The sequence below is a fragment of the Flavobacterium luteolum genome (genome assembly GCF_027111275.1).
In the GTDB taxonomy this organism is placed as follows: domain Bacteria; phylum Bacteroidota; class Bacteroidia; order Flavobacteriales; family Flavobacteriaceae; genus Flavobacterium; species Flavobacterium luteolum.
On the sequence record NZ_CP114286.1, the window covers coordinates 379189 to 400135 of the forward strand.

Consider the following 20947-nt stretch of genomic DNA (forward strand, 5'->3'; position numbering starts at 1 on the left):
GCACTAAAAGAACAAATCAAAGTGGTAACTTTGCGTTTTGCTCAAAATTATGTTAGATAAAGACAATACTATTGAAGTTCTTGGCGCAAGAGTTCATAATCTAAAAAATATCGATATATCCATTCCGCGTGAAAAACTGGTTGTAATTACTGGTTTATCAGGTTCGGGAAAATCTTCTTTGGCATTTGATACTATTTATGCTGAAGGTCAGCGTCGTTATGTTGAAACTTTTTCAGCTTACGCCAGACAATTCCTTGGCGGATTAGAACGTCCTGATGTAGATAAAATAGATGGACTTTCTCCTGTAATCGCGATTGAACAAAAAACAACCAGTAAGAGTCCGCGTTCTACAGTTGGAACTATTACTGAAATTTACGATTTCCTAAGGCTTTTATACGCACGTGGCGCAGATGCCTACAGTTATAACACAGGCGAAAAAATGGTTTCGTATTCTGATGAACAGATTAAAGATCTGATTATTCAGGATTATAACGGAAAACGAATTAATATTCTTGCTCCAGTTATTAAAGCCAGAAAAGGTCATTATGCTGAGCTTTTCCAACAGATTACCAAACAAGGATTCTTAAAAGTTCGTGTAAACGGAGACGTTCAGGATTTAGTAGCCGGAATGAAACTGGATCGTTACAAAACGCACGATATCGAAATTGTGGTGGACAGAATGGTGATTGAGGACAATCCAGATACTCAAAAAAGATTATCTGAAAGTATCAATACAGCGATGCATCACGGTGAAGATGTCTTGATGATTTTAGATCAGGATTCTAATGAGGTTCGTTATTTCAGTAGAAATTTAATGTGTCCTACAACAGGAATTTCATATCAAAATCCAGAACCAAATTTATTTTCGTTCAACTCTCCAAAAGGAGCTTGTCCACATTGCAACGGATTGGGAACGGTACACGAAATCAATGTTAAGAAGATTATTCCAAATCCGAAATTATCTATAAAAGCTGGTGGTTTTGCTCCCCTTGGAGAATATAAATCTTCTTGGATCTTTAAACAATTGGAAACCATTGGAGAAAAATTCGGATTTAAAATAACCGATCCAATCGAGAAAATTCCGGAAGAAGCGATGCAAATGATTTTGTATGGCGGAAAAGATAAATTTTCTATCAACTCAAAAGATCTTGGCGTTACAAGAGAATATAAAATCGATTTTGAAGGAATTTCCAATTTCATTAAAAATCAATACGATGAAAGTGCTACAACCAGCATAAAACGTTGGGCAAAAGATTTTATGGACGAAATTAATTGTCCTGTTTGCGACGGTTCGCGTCTTAAAAAAGAAGCATTATTTTTTAGGGTAAATGAAAAAAATATCACCGAATTGTGTGATATGGATATTTCAGATTTAACTGCTTGGTTTCAAGATTTAAATAGCCATTTGACAGACAAACAGCTTTTAATTGCTTCTGAAGTGGTAAAAGAAATCAAAGACCGCTTGAACTTCCTGATGAATGTCGGTTTGAATTATTTAGCTTTAAGCCGAAGTTCAAAATCGCTTTCTGGAGGTGAAGCACAGCGTATTCGTCTAGCAACTCAAATTGGTTCTCAGCTGGTTGGAGTTCTTTATATTTTGGATGAACCGAGTATTGGTCTACACCAAAGAGATAATGAAAAACTTATTCATTCTCTCGAACAATTACGCGATATCGGAAACTCAGTTATTGTGGTCGAACATGATAAAGACATGATCGAAACGGCTGACTATGTAATTGATATTGGCCCAAAAGCCGGAAAATACGGTGGAGAAATCATCAGTATAGGAACTCCTAAAGAAACTTTAGCTTCAGACACTATAACCGCTCAATATTTGAACGGTAAAATGAAGTTTGATATTCCGAAGAAAAGAAGAAAAGGAAATGGTAAATTCTTGAAACTGACTGGTGCAACAGGAAACAATCTTAAAAACGTTTCGATTGAAATTCCGTTAGGGCAATTAACCTGCGTTACGGGAGTTTCTGGAAGCGGAAAATCTACTTTGATTAATGAAACGCTTTATCCGATTTTAAATGCGTATTATTTTAATGGTGTAAAAAAACCGCAACCTTACAAAAAGATTGAAGGTTTAGAACACATTGATAAAGTTATTGATATTGACCAAAGTCCGATTGGAAGAACACCACGTTCGAATCCAGCAACTTATACGGAGGTTTTCACAGAAATTAGAAATCTGTTTACCATGACTTCTGAAAGTATGATTCGAGGTTATAAAGCGGGTCGTTTCAGCTTTAACGTGAAAGGCGGACGCTGCGAAACCTGCGAAGGTTCTGGTGTAAGAACAATAGAAATGAACTTTTTACCAGACGTTTATGTAGAATGCGAAACTTGTCAAGGAAAACGCTTCAACAGAGAGACTTTAGAAATTAGATATAAAGGAAAATCAATTTCTGATGTTTTGGATATGACAGTTGATGAAGCGGTTCCGTTTTTTGAAAATATTCCGAAGATTTACAGAAAAATCAAAACCATTCAAGATGTTGGTTTAGGTTATATTACGCTTGGTCAGCAAAGCACAACTCTTTCTGGCGGTGAAGCGCAACGTATAAAACTGGCGGGAGAATTGTCTAAAAAAGATACTGGAAATACATTTTATATTCTAGACGAACCAACAACAGGTTTACATTTTGAAGACATTCGCGTGTTGATGGAAGTAATCAATAAATTGGTTGATAAAGGAAATACTATTTTGATCATCGAGCACAATATGGACGTTATAAAACTTGCCGATTATATTATTGATATTGGTCCAGAAGGTGGAAAAGGCGGGGGACAATTGGTTGCCAAAGGTACTCCAGAAGAAGTGGCTCAGAATAAAAAGAGCTATACAGCTAAGTTTTTGAAAAAAGAGCTAGAGTAATAAGAATATCTTTGTCAAAGTTTGAAACTTTGACAAATATTTAAATATTTTAACAATTTAACAATAATTATTTTATATTTTAGCTTTAAAAAAGCGAAATATGAAAACCACCGTATTATTTATTATAATATCGATATTCTCACTTAACTCCTATTCTCAGTCTCAAAAAGACAGCCTCAATAAAGTTGTTCAAGAACGAATTAAAAACATAGAGGAAGATCAATCCGAAAACCCCTATTACAGCCAGCAAGAACTCGAAGACAATTATAAAAACGAAATTAATACCTTTCTGGCTTTAGCTCAACCAAGTGAAAATAGTGATTTAGCAAATCATTTCAAGGTCTACTTGGAAAAAAGACTTCTCAAAAAAATAGATTTTTCGACAATTAAGTGGTCTGCTTTTTATAAAGAAATTTCAAAGAATAAAACAACTCTTAGCGTTCGATTAACTTTTGAATTAAGCAAAACAGGTAAAGCAACAAACTGCCGTATCAATACCAAAGACAAAGAATTAGAAAAAAACATTATCGAAGTTTTCAAAAAATTTCCATTAGAAAAACTGGGAATAAAAGAGAGTGATAAATTAGGAAAAATCAGCGTGCAGCTATTTACTAAGGAAGATAATGAAGTTGTTATAAAAGCAAGTCAATTTGCTGTAGTTGATGTACCTCCAATACTAAAAGGATGTGAAGATGCTTCGTTATACTGGCAATTAAATAAATGTCTTTACGACAGATTATATGATTACATTTTAAAAAACATTTCATTAAAAACGCTTAATAATCAAGAATTAAGAGGTGAAATCATATTCAGACCACGTTTTACAATTAATAGCAAAGGAAAAATTATAAACGTAAATTCTATTGCACCAAACAAAGTGATTAAAGACGAAATTGATCGTGTTATATTATCCTTTAATGAAACAATAGAACCCGGCAAAAGAAATAATGTTCCTAAAAATACCTATTGTGATACGTTCCGTACTATTACAATAGAAAATTTGAAATAGTATTTTTTTTTGATATAAAAGGTCAACAATCCAATCATTTATTGAAATTACGGAAGATCATATTTGAAATTATAATTAATTTTGATTCAAATTTAATTCATTGATAATGAAACAAAAACCCCATATTCATCATTATCGCAACATTACTTTTGGATTATAATTCCTGTTTTTTATAACAATTCTAGAAAAAAGCGTTAATTTAGTGTCCGCTTTTTTTGAAAAATTCACGCTTTTTAAAGAAAACATGTTTCGATTAAACTGAATGTTTATTTGAAAGCAACTGCCCTAGCCCTGATGGGAGCGGCATCCTTTTGTGGCGGGGTTCGCCACAAAAGATATAGTGGACAGCGGGAAACAGCTCCTAACTCCGACTATACTCAGGATGACAAATACAGGGACAAAAACATAAATAAAATAATAAATTAAAATACCTAAAATGAGATTAGAAGATTTTGATAATGATGAAGATAAAGTAATTCAGGATCGTTTGAAACAAAGAACGTGGAATGAAATTAAAACCAATGACAGCTGGGCAATTTTTAAAATTATGTCTGAGTTTGTAAATGGTTATGAAGCAATGGGACGTATTGGTCCTTGTGTTTCAATTTTTGGATCGGCGAGAACAAAACCAGAAGATAAATATTATCAATTGGCAGAAAAAATTGCCTACAAAATCAGTAAAGCAGGTTACGGTGTGATTACAGGAGGTGGTCCCGGAATTATGGAAGCTGGAAATAAAGGAGCGCATTTGGGCGGAGGAACTTCGGTTGGCTTAAATATCGAGCTACCGTTTGAACAGCATTTTAATCCGTATATTGATCATGATAAAAACCTGAATTTCGACTATTTCTTTGTGAGAAAAGTAATGTTCGTAAAATATTCGCAAGGTTTTGTGGTTATGCCAGGAGGTTTCGGAACTTTAGACGAAATGTTTGAAGCTATCACTTTGATTCAGACTAAGAAAATTGGAAAGTTCCCAATCATCTTGGTTGGAGTAGAATTCTGGTCTGGCTTGATTGAATGGGTTAAAACTGTTTTGGTGGAAAAAATGCATACAGTAAGCCCTGAAGATTTGAATTTATTTAAAATTGTAGATACTGAAGACGAAGTTGTTGAGGCATTGGATAAATTCTACAAAAAGTACGATTTAAGTCCGAATTTCTAATTTCCGAACCATATAAGCGTAGCGTTTAAAGCAATCTTTTTAAATAAACTTATATCACTTATATGGTTAAAATATACTGCAAATACGCAAAAATTGAAAGCTGTTTTTTTAAACAGCTTTTTTTATACTATTTTTACAAAAATCCGTAACTTCAATACATCGTAACATAAGTATGTCTGATAATTTTTAAGCCAATATTTGAAAGCACTTTATAAAATTATTTGCCTCGTTTTGGTTTTATCATTTTCGATAAAACTAACTGCACAACATCAATCTAAGATGGAAGTGGCGGTAAATCTCGAGCTTAAAACACTTAACATAAAACAGGATATTACCTATCATAATAATACAAACGACACTTTGGTTTCGATTGTTCTTAATGATTGGAATAATGCTTATGCAGACAAAAACACACCATTGGCTAAACGTTTTTCTGACGAATTTTACAGAGGTTTCCATTTAGCAAAAGCTGCAGACCGAGGAAAAACTACGATTATAAATCTAACTGACACCAATTTTTCAGCTTTAGAATGGGAAAGAAGTGCCGAAAATCCTGATTATATTACTGTGCGATTGAATCGTAAACTTCTTCCAAACGAAAAAATCGATTTACATATTAATTACATTGTAAAAATACCGAATGACAAATTCACTCATTTTGGTTTTGATCAAAATGGCGGAATGGCATTAAAAAACTGGTTTTTAAGTCCTGCCCGTTTTGAAAATGGTCTTTTTGTAAAGTACAATAATTTCAATTTGGATGATATTGCAAATGCAGTGAGTGATTATGATGTTGAAATCAAAATCCCAAATCAATATGCTATTGCTACCGATTTAAATTCGGTTTCAAAAGATACTACCAATCAGAATTACAGTATTTATTCTTATTCAGGGCAAAATAGAACCGATTTTAGTCTTTATATTGAAAAGCAAAATAGTTTTAGAGCATACGACAATGGTTCTTTGGTGGTTCTAACGAATTTAAAAAACAAAAAAATAGACGAGTATCAGAAGGCGATCATTATTAATCGCGTAGTTTCTTATGCTGAGAAATTTATAGGTAAATATCCGCATGAAAAAATCACAGTTTCGCAGATAGATTATGATAGAAATCCATTTTATGGTTTAAATCAGCTGCCATCGTTTATCAGTCCGTTTGAAGATGATTTCATCTTTGAAATACAATTTTTAAAGACTTTTTTAAACAATTATCTCAAAAACAGTTTGCGCTTAGATCCAAGAAAAGACAATTGGATTTATGATGGAATCCAGATTTACACCATGATGAAGTATATGGAAGAACATCATCAGGATGAAAAAATGCTGGGAAAACTTTCAGACATGAAACTCTTTAAAAGCTATAACATTACCAATCTGACTTTTAATGAGCAATATAGTTATTATTACATGCTAATGGCGCGTAAAAATCTGGATCAGCCTCTTGGAGATCCTAAAAATACGCTGATAAAGTTTAACGAACAAATTGCTAGTAAATATCGTGCGGGTTTAAGTTTGAGTTATTTAGACGATTATCTTAATCATGATATTGTTCCTAAAAGCGTGAAGGAATTTTACAACCTCAACCAATTTGGACAATCTAATCGTTATGACTTTGAAAAAATCTTAATTCAAAAAAGCCCAAAAAATATCGATTGGTTCTTTAAAACTATTATCGATTCTAGAGATATAATCGATTATAAATTTACTAATGTTTCGAGAACAGCAGACAGCATAACATTTTCGGTAAAAAATAAAACTGGAATTTACGCTCCTATTCCGATTTACGGAATTAAAAAGAAAGAAGTCGTATTTAAAGAATGGATTGAGCCTGCTAAAAAAGATTCTGTTTATGAATTCAGCCGAAAAAATGCGGACAAAATCGTTATCAATTACAATAACGAAGTTCCAGAATATAACCAACGAAACAACTGGAGATCTCTAAAAAATGTTTCACTAAATCGTCCTGTAAAATTTAATTTTGCTAAAGATTTAGAAGACCCAGATTACAATCAAATTTTATACATTCCAACATTAAATTATAATTATTATGATGGCTTTACACCTGGAATTCGTTTTCATAATAAAACCATTCTAGACAAACCTTTTAATTTTGATATTAATCCCGCTTATTCAATAAAGGCAGGAACCATTTCTGGCTCATCGGCTTTTTCTTGGAATCAATACTATCGTAACAGTACTTTATTCAATGTTCGATATTCTATCAGTCAAAATTATTACCATTATGCTCCAGATGCTACATATTTGAGATTAAATCCTATGGTAGTGTTTCGTATTCGCGAAAAAGATTTCAGAGACAATAGAAAACAAGCGATCATGTTTCGTGAGATCATCGTAAATCGCGAAGCTAGCAGTTATATAACAGATAATTCAGAACCTAATTATTCGGTATTTAATGCTCGATATTCTAATACAAAAACAGAATTGATTGATCATTTTAGTTTTATGACTGATCTGCAGTTTTCTGGAGGATTCGGAAAAGTTTCTGGTGAAGTCGAATACAGAAGATTATTTGAAAATAACAAAAAGTTAAATTTAAGATTATACGCTGGAAGTTTCCTCTACAATACAACAAACTCAGATTATTTTAGTTTTGGTTTAGACCGTCCGACTGATTATTTATTTGATTATAATTTATTTGGAAGATCAGAAAGCACAGGATTTTTCAGTCAGCAGTATGTTATTGCCGAAGGAGGTTTCAAATCGCAAATAGAACCTTCCTACGCCAATCAATGGATGGCCACTCTAAATGCGAGTTATGCAATCTGGAATTGGGTAGAACTTTACGGTGACATTGGTTTTTTGAAAAATAAACACCAAAGCGAGTTTTTTGCTTACGATACTGGAGTGCGTTTAAATATGGTTCCTGATTATTTTGAACTCTATTTTCCTGTTTATTCAAATAATGGATGGGAAATATCACAGCCTAAATACAATGAAAAAATACGATTTATAATCACCTTTTCACCAAAAACGTTAGTCACACTTTTTACTAGAAAATGGTTTTAATCAAATAAAAATTAAACAAAAAGTTGCGAAATTATCAATAAAATTAAATTTTACATAAAAATAACATAAATAAAATACATAGTTTTTAGATTTGAATACAAATAATTAAATTATATTTACTTCAAAGAATTATGATTATTGATTGTTTTTAAGTAATTTCGCGACATAAACAACATGACCCTGCAAGATTATGATAAAAGAAAAAAGCAATACTACACTGACATTTGAAGATTTCAAAACTGAGGTATTGAATGACTATAGAATTGCGGTAACAAGCCGTGAATGTAGTCTTTTAGGTCGAAAAGAAGTATTAACCGGAAAAGCTAAGTTTGGTATTTTCGGAGACGGAAAAGAAGTGCCACAGTTGGCAATGGCTAAAGCTTTTAAGAATGGAGATTTTCGTTCTGGATACTATCGCGATCAAACTTTTATGATGGCTATTGGCGAATTGGATGCTAAGCAATTTTTCGCTGGTTTATATGGTCATACTGATTTAGCTTTTGATCCAATGTCTGCGGGAAGACAAATGGGCGGACACTTTGTAACGCACAGTTTAAACGAAGACGGTTCTTGGAAAGACTTAACTAAACAAAAAAACTCAAGTTCAGATATATCTCCTACTGCTGGTCAGATGCCAAGATTATTGGGATTGGCACAGGCTTCAAAAATTTACCGAAACGTAGACGGAATTACTATTAAAGACAAATTTTCTGTAAATGGTAATGAAGTTGCTTGGGGAACTATAGGAAACGCAAGTACTTCTGAAGGTTTGTTTTTTGAAACCATAAATGCTGCTGGAGTTCTACAAGTTCCGATGGTAATGAGCGTTTGGGATGATGAATACGGAATTTCTGTTCATGCAAAACATCAGACTACGAAAGAGAATATTTCTGAAATTTTAAAAGGATATCAGCGTGATGAAGATTCTAAAGGTTATGAAATCTTTAGAGTTAAAGGCTGGGATTATGCAGAACTGGTTTCTACTTACGAAAGAGCTGGAGCCATTGCACGCGAAGAACACATACCAGTTTTAATTCACGTAAACGAATTAACACAGCCACAAGGCCACTCTACTTCTGGTTCTCACGAACGTTACAAAAGTTCAGAAAGACTGGCTTGGGAAAGAGATTTTGATTGTATTCGCCAAATGCGTTTGTGGATGATTGCAATTAATATCGCTTCTCCAGAAGAATTAGCAGAACTTGATTTCGAATTAAAGAAAGAAGTTTTAGAAGCTAAAAAAGAAGCTTGGAATAGCTTTATTAATCCAATTATTGATGAACAAAAGAATCTTTTAGCTTTATTGGAGCAAATTGCCGAGGCAAGCATCAATCATAAAGAAAGAATCAAAAAATTAATTTCTGAATTGGCTGCCATTAAAGCACCACTTAAAAAGGAATTATTGGTTTATGCAAGAAAGATTCTTCGTTTTATTGAAGTTCCAAATAGCAAAGTTCTTTTATCTAATTGGATCACAGGATTCTTAAAAGAAACACAAGAAAAATTCAGCAGCAATCTACATTCTGAATCTGAACAAAATGTATATTCTGTACAAAAAGTTCTTCCTAAATATGCTGAAAACGCAAAACCAGATTTAGACGGAAGAATGATTTTACGAGATAACTTTGATGCTTTATTTGCAAAATATCCTGAAACTTTAATTTTCGGCGAAGATGTTGGAAACATTGGAGACGTAAATCAAGGTTTGGAAGGGATGCAGGAAAAATACGGAGAACTTCGTGTTGCCGATGTCGGAATTCGTGAAGCAACTATTATTGGTCAGGGAATCGGAATGGCTTTGAGAGGTTTACGCCCGATTGCTGAAATTCAGTATTTAGATTATTTATTGTACGCTATTCAGATCATGAGTGATGATTTAGCTACATTACAATATAGAACTGTTGGAAAACAGAAAGCGCCACTAATTATTAGAACTCGTGGACACCGTTTGGAAGGAATCTGGCATTCTGGTTCTCCAATGGGAATGATCATCAATGCTATTCGCGGAATTCACGTTTTGGTTCCAAGAGACATGACACAAGCTGCTGGTTTTTATAATACTTTGCTAGAATGTGACGAGCCTGCTTTGGTTATTGAATGCTTGAATGGATACCGTTTAAAAGAAAAAACACCTTTGAACTTCGGTGAATTTAAAACACCAATTGGAGTTGTAGAAACTCTAAGAGAAGGTTCTGATATTACTTTAGTTTCTTACGGATCAACATTAAGATTGGTGATGCAAGCAGCTAATGAATTGGCAGAAAAAGGAATTGAGTGTGAAGTTATTGATGTTCAATCTTTACTTCCTTTTGATATTAGTAAAGACATTGTAAAAAGTATTGCTAAGACAAACCGTCTTTTAGTAATTGATGAAGATGTTCCTGGAGGAGCTTCAGCTTTCATTTTACAGCAGATTTTAGAAGAGCAAGATGCTTACAAACATTTAGACAGCAAACCACAAACTTTAGCTGCTAAAGCACACAGACCTGCATACGGAACTGATGGTGATTATTTCTCTAAACCTTCTGCAGAAGATATTTACGAGAAAGTGTACGATATGATGCACGAAGTTAATCCTTCTAAATATCCTGCTTTATACCAGTAATTAAGAATTTTAGATATTAAAAAAGCTCCAAGATTTTGGAGCTTTTTTTTGTTTTTACCCAAAGTGTCCACACAGTTTTGTCATTTCGACGAAGGAGAAATCTCCGTAAGTAGCTCTACAAAGATTGATCAGCATTGTGGAGTTTCTTGCGGAGATTTCTCCTTCGTCGAAATGACAAGATTATGGATAATATTATTCAAACTAATTAAATATCTCGCAACATAGCTCTCGCTCTTTCTAAATCCTCCGCAGTATCAATTCCGATTCCCACGTGAGTTGTTTCGACCATTTTGATACGTTTTCCGAATTCTAAATAGCGTAACTGCTCCAACTTCTCAGAAGCTTCTAAAGATTTCATTGGAAGGCTGTAAAAGTCTAATAACGCTTGTTTTCTAAAAGCATAAATTCCGATATGTTGAAAATATCTTACTCCAACATTTTTCTCTCTCGGATACGGAATTACAGAACGTGAAAAGTATAATGCAAACTGTGACTGATCTACTACCACTTTCACATTATTCGGATTATTGATTTCGTCCTCATTGGTAATTTCACGCATTAACGAAGCCAAATCAATTTTTCTATCTGAATCATTCTTAAAAACAGATAATACTTGAGCTAAAGGCTCAGCTTCTGTAAATGGTTCATCGCCTTGTACATTCACTACAATATCAACATCGAGATCGGCAATAGCTTCAGCAATTCGATCGCTTCCAGATTCATGTTCTTTGATACTCATTATGGCTTTTCCTCCATTGGAAACAATTTCATCAAAAATCAGATCAGAATCAGTTACAACAAAAACATCATCGAATAATTTTGTAGAAACTGCTGCTTCGTAGGTTCTTAAAATTACTGTTTTTCCACCTAAATCCTGCATTAGTTTTGCAGGAAAACGTGTTGAAGCATATCTGGCCGGAATTACTGCTATTATTTTCATTCTTATATTTTACTGAGTTTAAAAACTCAAAAATTAGTAATTTAATTTTCACTTCTTTTAAGTGTTTACAAATATGCAAAAATTACTTTTAAATTTTCTGTTTTTCTATTTCTGTAAGGGATGAAAATCATGTTCATAAATTTTCTGCCTAGTAGCAAACAACACATTGATTGTTATTAGCAACTTTCTCGTGCTATTTATTAAGACAAAAAATTAAACCAAAACTGTAACACGAAGATAAGTTGCGGGAATTAATGTAGAATTTTTGTCATTACTTTTGTTTTGGCTATTGACTAATTCGTCAAGTTTCGCATACAAATCCGAGGTTTTCCCATTTTGCTCAGCAGCTTCGAAAGCATTCATAGTTGGACCATAATAATTTTTCAATCGATCTAGCCACTCCGAAGGTGGGAATGCTGCTTTAAATGTAAAGGTATCTTTCTCAAAAGAAATATTTTCTTTAGGAACACCAGCATTTGTGAATCTTTCAACTACGTTATCCTCAATCCCCCAAAGCATTGGACTTACAAAACCCTCAGGAGGAGGTGGCGTAAATTCTGAGCTAATTTTCAAGATTTGTGCAACCAACGTTGGATCTCCCGGTATCCAATTACCCATAATAACTTTACCTCCAGGCCGTGTAACACGAACCATTTCTTTAGCAACATCAAAAGGTTTTGGAGCAAACATTGCTCCAAAAATACTCATCGTAACATCGTAAGATTGATTTTTCAATTCATTCAAATCGGTTGCGTCACCTTCTTTAAATACAATATTATCTAATCCTTCCTTTTTTGCTCGAAGATTACCAGCTTCAACTAAATTTCTTGCTATATCAACACCTAAAACATTGGCTCCTAATTTTGCCGAAGGTATTGCAGTAGTACCATCGCCACAGCCTAGATCTAGAACGTTGTTATTTTCTTTAATTCCAATTTTGGCAACCAATTCCGCACCACTTTCTCTCATAGATTCTGCAATACGCGTAAAATCGCCTTTTTCCCATAATGCTTTGTTTGGATTCATCTTAGTTTTATCAGTGATTATAGTGCTGATGCCGCACTTTAACTTAATTTACAAATACCTTCTATCGTTTTTTAAATGATCACCAGTTAATCATAAAAGGCATTTAAAAAAACTACTTAAAAAGAAGATACATATCAAATAATCAACTGACAAACAATTACTTACGCAAAAATAAACAAAATTTAGATGAAACATTTTACTATCTCCTAAAATTTACTTTTTAAACAAACTGTCTAGATTATAACTTTTAAACCAATACCATATAAATGGAAAAAGATTGGAAAAACTTTGACCAGTTCTTCTCTATTTTCACACAAAAACAAATACACATTTCACAAAGAGTTTTCTAAAATATTTTTATAACATTTTCATTAAAGCATTGTTATTTAATTTCTTAGAATATTTTTATTTTTATATAAAAAACTATGAAAAGAAACTTTACTTCTCTCCTGCTCTATTTCTTTTTAATATTTACCTCCAATGCTTTTTCTCAAAATGAAACCATCAATGCATTTACAAATCGAATTTTTGATGGCAAAGGTTACCAACCATTGACTAATTTAAAATGGAAATTTAAAACAGAAGGAAAAATCTTTTCTTCTCCAATTGCACAAAACGGAACAGTTTATATTGGTAGTGAAGATGGTTATTTTTATGCTGTCGATGAAAAATCTGGGATTCTAAAATGGAAATTTAAAACCAATGGAGCCGTTCACAGTTCTGCAAGCCTTTATAATGATATTGTTTATTTTGGAAGTTTTGATGGATATTATTATGCTGTAAATGCAAAAACAGGAAAAGAAATATGGAGATTTAAAACCAAAGGAGAACATTGGTATAGCGAAATTGGAATGTGGGGTATGAAACCTAGCGATCTTCTTATGGCCGATTTATGGGATTTTTATCTTTCTACTCCCGTTGTTTATGTAGACCATAATTCTGCATTGGCAATTTTTGGAAGCAGCGACGGAAATCTATATGCTGTTGATGCTAAAAATGGAAGTTTAAAATGGAATTTTCAAACAAAAGCGGCTATACACAGCACTCCTGTACTAGAAAAAAATACCGTTTATTTTGGTGGATGGGATAGCGTTTTTTATGCTTTAGACTGCAAAACAGGAAAAGAGAAATGGAAATTTTCTACTGAAATCAAAACGGGCTTCACGGGAATTCAAGCTTCTGCCACTGTTCATGACGGAATCGTTTATTTTGGCGCAAGAGATCCTTATTTGTTTGCACTAGATGCCGAAACAGGAAAAGTAATCTGGAAATACAACGCCGAAAATTCTTGGATTTTGAGTACGGCTGTTGTCAAAGATAATATACTGTATGTTGGAACTTCAGATACTTACGCTTTATTGGCATTGGATGCTAAAACAGGAAAAGAAAAATATCGATTTAAAGGAAACGGATATATTTATTCTTCGCCAGCAATTGCAGGAAACACGATTTATTTTGGAGATTTTACGGGGAATTTCTTTGACTTAAACTTGCTTTCTAATGGAAAAGAATCGAACATCATTCCAACAGAAAACAGAAATAAATATGCGGGCAGCACTCTTAAAAATAATCTTTTAGATTTTGGATTTGTTACCAAACAGGCAGATTTATCTAGTTATGCTGAAAACCAAAAAGTCATGTGTGAGTTTTACAAATTAGGCTCCATTGTTTCTTCTCCATTCATCAGTAATAATATTATTTTTTACGGAAGTGCAGATGGATATCTGTATGCCTATAATTTGAGAAAGGAAAAATAATCTCTTTGCGAATCTCCGCGTAAATCTTTGTGCAACTTTGCGGTATAACTTATTACACAGAGACCAACAAAGCTTTCGCAGAGATTCGCAAAGATTATTACATCAATTTTACTGAAGTCATACTCAGAGATCCAGCCAGTAATTTATCATTAAAGAGGCTTAAATCATCTGTTTTATCTTTCAAACCTAAAGTATACAATAACGGAAGATAATGCTCTGGTGTTGGAACTGCCAACTGAATAGCTTTATTCATTTTTTCGAAATCAATTAAAGGCTGAAAATTTCCATCTAACAAATAATTATTTACCGTTTCGCGTGCTTCTATAGCCCAATCGTAGCCGTAATTATCTTTATCAAAATTTCTAAAATCGACCATTCTTAGATTGTGGACAATATTCCCGCTTCCGATAATTAAAACGCCTTTGTAACGAAGCGCTTGCAGTTTCTGAGCCAATTCAAAATGATATTGCCCAGATTTTGTATAATCGATGCTTAGCTGAATTACAGGAACATCGGCATTCGGGTATAAATGTTTAATTACGCTCCAAGCACCATGATCCAATCCCCAATGTTCGTCTAATTCGACCATAACAGGATCTAAAAGCTTTTTAGTTTCAACTGCCAATTCTGGACTTCCTTTTGCTGGATATTGAACATCAAAAAGTGCTTGCGGAAAACCTCCAAAATCATGAATGGTTCTTGGCATTTCCATCGAAGTTACTTTTGTTCCTTTTGTAAACCAATGTGCAGAAACGCATAAAATAGCATTGGGTTGCGGAAGTGTTTTTGCCAGATTGCGAAAACCAGTCACAAATTGATTTTCTTCAATAGCATTCATTGGGCTGCCGTGTCCTAAAAATAGAACAGGCATTTTATCTGTGTTCGAAAACGTAGATGAAATCGAATGTAAGTCGTTTAGTGTTGTCATTTTATAAAAGTTTTTTTGCCACAGATTAAACGAATTTTCACAGATTTTTACTCATTTTAAGTTAAAATGGTGGATGCTTAATTTTTGTTTCACGCAGATTTTGCAGATTGAGCAGATTACTTGATTGCATTTTTTTTAATTAATAATCCGTTCAATCTGCAAAATCTGCGAGAGAAATTTAAACGCATTAAAAAAAAAAATCTTTTTAATCCTTTTATCCCGATAGCTATCGGGAGTGGCTAAAATTTATTCTTCAAAACTCTCGTCTTTAAATCCTATCAAATATAACTTATTTTTGGCACGTGTCATAGCGGTATAAAGCCATCTAATGTAATCAGAATCAATTCCATTAGGCAAAAATGGCTGTTCTATAAAAACAGTATTCCATTGTCCTCCTTGCGATTTATGACAGGTTATAGCGTATGAAAATTTAACTTGAAGTCCGTTAAAATATTCATTTTCCTTTACCTTCTGGAATCTTTTGTATTTAGTCGGTTCGTCTTCATAATCTTTCATCACTTCTTCATACAAACGATTTGATTCTTCATAAGTTAAAGAAGGCGATTCACTTTTTAAAGTATCCAAAATCAAAACCGTTTCAAAAGGCTTTTGCTCTGGATAATCGACCATTCTGATCTTTACTTTCGCAAACGTATATCCATATAATTCTTTGATTCCGAAAAGTTCTAGAACTTCAATGATATCTCCATTGGCAATAAATCCCGCTTCGTCGGTTTCTTTTAGCCAGAAATAATTGTTCTTAACGACCATCAAGAAATCACCTACCGAAAGTTCACTTTCTTTAAACAAAATACGGCTTCTAATCTGTTCATTATATTGATTGGCGCGTTTATTTGAACGCACAATAAAAGCAGTATCTTCAATGCTATAATTGCTGTACGCCGTATTTATCGCATCTTGAATATCATAGCCATCTGTCAGGCGAACAATGTCTTTAAACCTCTTTACGTTGAACTTAAATTCAGTTATAAAACTCTCTTTCAGCAATTCACGCAATTCGGTTGCATTGTATAAAATTCCAGAATTTTCTTCCTGACGCATTACTTCGTCCAATTCGATATGATCAATTTCTTTGCTGTAATGAAAACCCAAAGTATCAATATCTAAAGCAGGACTAACATCCAAATTGACTGGTGGAAGCTGAGCTGTATCTCCTAAAAGTATCATTTTACAGTTTTGACCAGAATACACATAATTGATCAAATCGTCTAGAAGTGATCCGCTGTCTAAAGTACTGTCTGAAATCATCGAGGCTTCATCGACGATAAAAATCGTATTTTTATGTTTGTTGACTTGTTTGGTAAAAGCGACTCCGCCACCAGAAGACTTCTTCGGGAAATATATTTTTTTATGAATTGTAAAAGCTGGATTATTCGAATAATTAGCAATTACTTTGGCAGCACGACCAGTTGGCGCAAGCAAAACGTACTTTTTATTAATATCTCCTAAATTATTGACAATAGTAGAAATAACGGTTGTTTTTCCCGTTCCAGCATATCCTTTCAAGACAAAAATGGTGTCGTTTTGAGGTTCAGTCAGGAAAATTGCAATCTTCTGAAAAAAAATATCCTGCTTATATGTTGGAGGAAAAGGAAATCGTTTTTGTAAAATACCGTAAAACTGTGCAGAATTCATAAAATAATATTGAAATACAAAGGTCGACTTTTTTAATGGCAATGACAAAAATCAATTTCAATGTCAATTTCAAATTTCAACAACTCCAAATATTCAATGAAAACAATCAAATTAGCACAAACCAAACATAACTATTTAACTTTCAAATAAATATACTTTTTCTTAACCTTGTATTAAACTTAGATTCAAATTGTTTTTTGAAATTGCAATTATAATTGTTCCTTTTTAATTTGTAAGTTTGTGGTCGCTTAAATTCTTTCTTGATTTAAAACAGGTAACGAATTGTAAATCAACTATGTCATTACAAAATACTAACATTACTTCAAAAAATTACAGAAAACTTTCTATTCAGGTTTCCCTGACTGGATTTTCATACTGCTGTTTTGATACTTTAAATAATGTCATTACTTCTTTTAAAGAAATAAAGTTTGACACTAACAACAAAATACCTCGAATTGAAGATTTATTCAGCAACGCTTTCAAACTAAATCCTGAATTAAAAGAGACTTACGACGAAGTAATGGTTATTCATAATAATAATTTTTCGACTTTTGTTCCGACTGCTTTATTTGATGAGAATTATTTAGGAAGCTATCTGCAATACACTACAAAAGTATTTGAAACAGATCACTTTACTTTTGATCAAATTCCGAATTATCAGATGAATTCAGTTTATATTCCTTATGTGAATATCAACAATTTCCTGATTGATAATGTAGGTTCTTTTAATTCTAAGCATGCCAACAGCATTTTAGTCGAGAAAATTCTAGACAATTCTAGAAACAACGACGATAAAAAGATGATTGTGAATTTTAACCCAAGTAATTTTGAAATTATCGTGGTGCAGAATCAGAAGCTTTTATTGTTTAATTCATTCGAATACAATACCCCAGAAGACTTTATCTACTATATATTATTTACAGCAGAACAAATGAGCATGAATCCGGAGAGTTTCAAATTAGAATTGTTAGGAACTATTTCAGAAAACGATCCATTTTATGCCATAGCTTACAAATACGTGCGCCATATTTCTTTTATGGATGTATCAAAACTAAAAGAGAAAAACAGCTTTACAACTGCTCAAAATCAAAAACATTATATCTTATTTCAATCATGAGAATCATTTCAGGAAAATACAAAGGACGCCGAATTTTTCCGCCAAAAAATCTACCTGTAAGACCAACGACTGACATGAGTAAAGAAGCATTGTTTAATGTTTTGAATAATCATTTTAATTTTGACAGTTTAAAGGTTTTAGATTTATTTTCGGGAACAGGAAACATCAGTTATGAGTTTGCTTCACGCGGAAGTGCTCCTATCACCTCCGTTGATGGCGATTTTGGATGCGTAAAATTCATTAAGCAAGTTTCGTCAGAATATGATTTTGATATTGCTGCAACCAAAAGCGATGTTTTCAAATTTTTAGAAAACTGCAGAACCACTTACGACATTATCTTTGCAGACCCTCCTTACGGATTGGATCAGGCAACTTTTGAGAAAATTGTTCTAACGGTTTTTGAAAGAGATTTATTGGAAGATGACGGAATGATGATTATCGAGCATTCAAAATATACCAAATTGGATCATATGAGTAATTTTTCTTTCCAGAAAAGTTATGGCGGTTCTTTCTTTAGTTTTTTTGAATTGAATTCGACAGACGATGATGAAGAATTACCACACGATGCTTCTAAAAAAGAATCTGAAGAAGACGAAGGATAAATTTTTAAATATTAAAATATCAAATTCCAAATTTCAATTTTGCCTGAAACATCAGGATTGGAATTTGGAATTTTCTTTTTGTTTTTTTCAAACCTTATCTAATTCTATTTTCACTTTCATTCACGCTTTTTTCTTTGAATTCAGAATCTTTTATTTTTCCGAAAGAATAACGAACTGCAATAGAAATCTCGTTAGCATCAACTAAATATCTAGCTCTAGAACTTATATTATTAATTGTAAATCGTTCAGTATAAATTGTATTTTTAAAAATATCATTATAATTTAAAGTACAATTCCAATTTTTACCAAATGATTTTGCCAAAGACAAATCAAAAATCAGTTTTGCATTTCTTTCAAAAACTCCCTCTTTTTGTTTGGTTGCACCCCAAAAAGATAGAACAAAAGTAAAATCCTTTGGCAGTTTGAAACTGTTATTCGAATAATAATACAAGTAGGTTTTAGAAGAATTAAACAATGCCGATTGATCCTCAATTTTATTGGTCGCAAAAACTAAAGAATTGGTATTTGTCCAAATTTTATAAGTAAACGGCAACGTAAATTCAATATTATAACCCGTTTCTTTCTGAAAATTTTTCTCGGTAAGAGTCAAAACATTATTCTGATTGTCAAATACAAAATCTTGATAAATAGGATTTTTATTTTGATATAAAGTCAGTTTTACAGATTTATCATGATATTGAAAAACCGTTGAAATCACATCCATAAATGTTGGTCCGAGATTGATATTACTGCCATAAATAAAATACGGATTTATATACGTTGCAATCATACTCAAAGACGAATAATTAGGCCTCGAAATACTTTTAGAATAATCTACAGTCAAACTCTTGGTGCTATCTATAGAAAACGAAAACTGCGCTTTTGGAAAAAGATTAGTATAGTTTTTATCAACTAAAAACGCGTTATCTGTACTGTATTTACCACTGACATTGGTATTTTCAATTCTTAAACCAGCAGAGAAACTGAATTTTTTAATTTTTCCCGAAAGCTGTGTATAGGCAGCTAAATTGGCTTCTTTAAAATGATAATCAAAAGAAGTGTTTTCGTTTTTATCATAATCAAAAACATCATAATCTGATTTGGAATTTGCCGATGAATAAAGTCCACCATATTCCCAATTCATATCATTCTTGAACTTTTTCTCTAAATCAATTCTTCCAGAAAAAACATCAACATTAAACTTTTGATTTCGGTTCTGCGACAGCTCCAATTCGGTTTCATTATAATTGTTCTCTACCAAACTCCATAAATGTTGATTGAAATTGGAACCTTGAAAACCAACAAACATCTTTGTATCGATAGCTTTTATTTTTTTTGAATAATTCACAAATGAATTAATAAAATTTTTGTCGCTCGAATTATCACTAAAAGTAAAAACATTATTTATCTGATCTTGATTTTTATTAAAAGTAAAAGTATTGATATCGAAAGTATCGCTTTGCATTTTCCCATTTACATTTGCCGAAAAATAATCTTCCTCATTTATTTTATAAAATAAACCTCCACCAAAAATGTACTGATTTCTATACGTAACCGCCGAAACATTATAATCTGAAACAATATTGGCCTCTGGAATTTGATACGCAATACTGTGGCTTTCCCAAGGATTTAGTTTATTATAATTGAAATTGGCTTTCCATTCTAATTTACCTTTCTTAAAGCTAGAATTAAAACCTAAATAATTATTGTAATTCTTTTTGAAAGAAGCTGTTTCTGAAATTTCGGTTCTAAAACTATCTTTTTTACTGAGTTTCCGTGTAATTAAAATTACAGCACGCCCTTCAGCTTCATATTTAGACGACGGATTCTGAATGATTTCAATTGTTTTGATATCAGCGACAGCTAAAGCATTTAAATCGTTCATTCCGACTTTCTGATTATCAATATAAATTAACGGATTTCCTTTACCCACGATCGAAATACTTTCGCGATTTGAACTTACCTGAACCAAAGGAAGCCTCGAAAGCAAATCAACCGGATTTGGAATTGAATTGTAAACCGAATTGGCAACATCAACTTTTATGTTTCCGTTTGAGTTTGTAAATGTTTTTTTCTCCTGACTGATTACAATTTCATCTAATTGATTTGAAATAGAATCTTTTGGTGTTTCGTTCTGAGCATTGGCAATACATGAAAGACAAAAAAGTAAAAGTGTTATTAGAAGTTTTAAAGGCAGATAAAGATTCATTTTAAAATTGAAATTGATTAGTAGT

The 20947-nt window shown here is 32.7% G+C and carries 13 protein-coding genes; 8 read left to right on the forward strand and 5 right to left on the reverse strand.

Annotation, left to right across the window (positions count from 1 at the left end):
• Positions 1-49 precede the first annotated feature (49 nt).
• The 5 genes from uvrA (at position 50) to OZP10_RS01370 (ending at position 10687) form a co-directional block, all read left to right on the forward strand.
• Positions 50-2881, forward strand: a complete 2832-nt coding sequence (gene uvrA, locus OZP10_RS01350; protein ID WP_281633172.1) for an excinuclease ABC subunit UvrA — start codon at positions 50-52, stop codon at positions 2879-2881.
• A gap of 100 nt (positions 2882-2981) precedes the next feature.
• Positions 2982-3890 carry a hypothetical protein gene (locus OZP10_RS01355; protein WP_281633173.1) on the forward strand — a complete coding sequence of 303 codons (909 nt, stop codon included), beginning with the start codon at positions 2982-2984 and terminating at the stop codon, positions 3888-3890.
• 436 nt (positions 3891-4326) lie between these two features.
• The gene (locus OZP10_RS01360) at positions 4327-5055 is read left to right on the forward strand and encodes an LOG family protein (protein ID WP_111425481.1); all 729 of its coding nucleotides are present in this window, start codon (positions 4327-4329) and stop codon (positions 5053-5055) included.
• Positions 5056-5334: 279 nt separating this feature from the next.
• Positions 5335-8082, forward strand: a complete 2748-nt coding sequence (locus OZP10_RS01365) for a gluzincin family metallopeptidase (protein WP_281634785.1) — start codon at positions 5335-5337, stop codon at positions 8080-8082.
• Between the two features lie 190 nt (positions 8083-8272).
• Complete coding sequence (locus OZP10_RS01370; RefSeq protein ID WP_281633174.1) at positions 8273-10687, forward strand: alpha-ketoacid dehydrogenase subunit alpha/beta; 2415 nt, start codon at positions 8273-8275, stop codon at positions 10685-10687.
• 205 nt (positions 10688-10892) lie between these two features.
• Here OZP10_RS01370 and kdsB read toward each other — a convergent pair whose 3' ends face one another.
• Positions 10893-11627 (reverse strand): 3-deoxy-manno-octulosonate cytidylyltransferase, encoded by a 735-nt coding sequence (gene kdsB, locus OZP10_RS01375; protein ID WP_281633175.1) that lies wholly within the window; start codon positions 11625-11627, stop codon positions 10893-10895.
• 213 nt (positions 11628-11840) lie between these two features.
• The gene (locus OZP10_RS01380) at positions 11841-12653 is read right to left on the reverse strand and encodes a class I SAM-dependent methyltransferase (protein ID WP_281633176.1); all 813 of its coding nucleotides are present in this window, start codon (positions 12651-12653) and stop codon (positions 11841-11843) included.
• A 425-nt stretch (positions 12654-13078) separates the two neighbouring features.
• Here OZP10_RS01380 and OZP10_RS01385 point away from each other — a divergent pair, with 425 nt between their 5' ends.
• Positions 13079-14410, forward strand: a complete 1332-nt coding sequence (locus OZP10_RS01385; protein WP_281633177.1) for an outer membrane protein assembly factor BamB family protein — start codon at positions 13079-13081, stop codon at positions 14408-14410.
• Between the two features lie 97 nt (positions 14411-14507).
• Here the strand turns inward: OZP10_RS01385 and ygiD are convergent, their stop codons facing one another.
• Positions 14508-15338: a 4,5-DOPA-extradiol-dioxygenase gene (ygiD, locus tag OZP10_RS01390; protein WP_281633178.1), complete on the reverse strand. Its 831-nt coding sequence runs from the start codon at positions 15336-15338 to the stop codon at positions 14508-14510.
• Positions 15339-15584: 246 nt separating this feature from the next.
• Entirely contained in the window at positions 15585-16994 is a 1410-nt protein-coding gene (locus tag OZP10_RS01395; protein WP_281633179.1) for an ATP-dependent DNA helicase, read from the reverse strand.
• Positions 16995-17289: 295 nt separating this feature from the next.
• On the opposite strand from OZP10_RS01395, the gene OZP10_RS01400 reads away from it, so the two are divergent.
• Together OZP10_RS01400 and OZP10_RS01405 are read left to right on the forward strand one after the other, a co-directional pair.
• Positions 17290-18111, forward strand: coding sequence for a DUF3822 family protein (locus OZP10_RS01400; RefSeq protein ID WP_281633180.1), 822 nt, complete (start codon positions 17290-17292; stop codon positions 18109-18111).
• Complete coding sequence (locus OZP10_RS01405; protein ID WP_281633181.1) at positions 18108-18713, forward strand: RsmD family RNA methyltransferase; 606 nt, start codon at positions 18108-18110, stop codon at positions 18711-18713. Before OZP10_RS01400 ends, OZP10_RS01405 begins: the two co-directional genes overlap by 4 nt.
• A gap of 94 nt (positions 18714-18807) precedes the next feature.
• Here the strand turns inward: OZP10_RS01405 and OZP10_RS01410 are convergent, their stop codons facing one another.
• The gene (locus OZP10_RS01410) at positions 18808-20922 is read right to left on the reverse strand and encodes a TonB-dependent receptor domain-containing protein (RefSeq protein ID WP_281633182.1); all 2115 of its coding nucleotides are present in this window, start codon (positions 20920-20922) and stop codon (positions 18808-18810) included.
• Between the last annotated feature and the right edge of the window lie 25 nt (positions 20923-20947).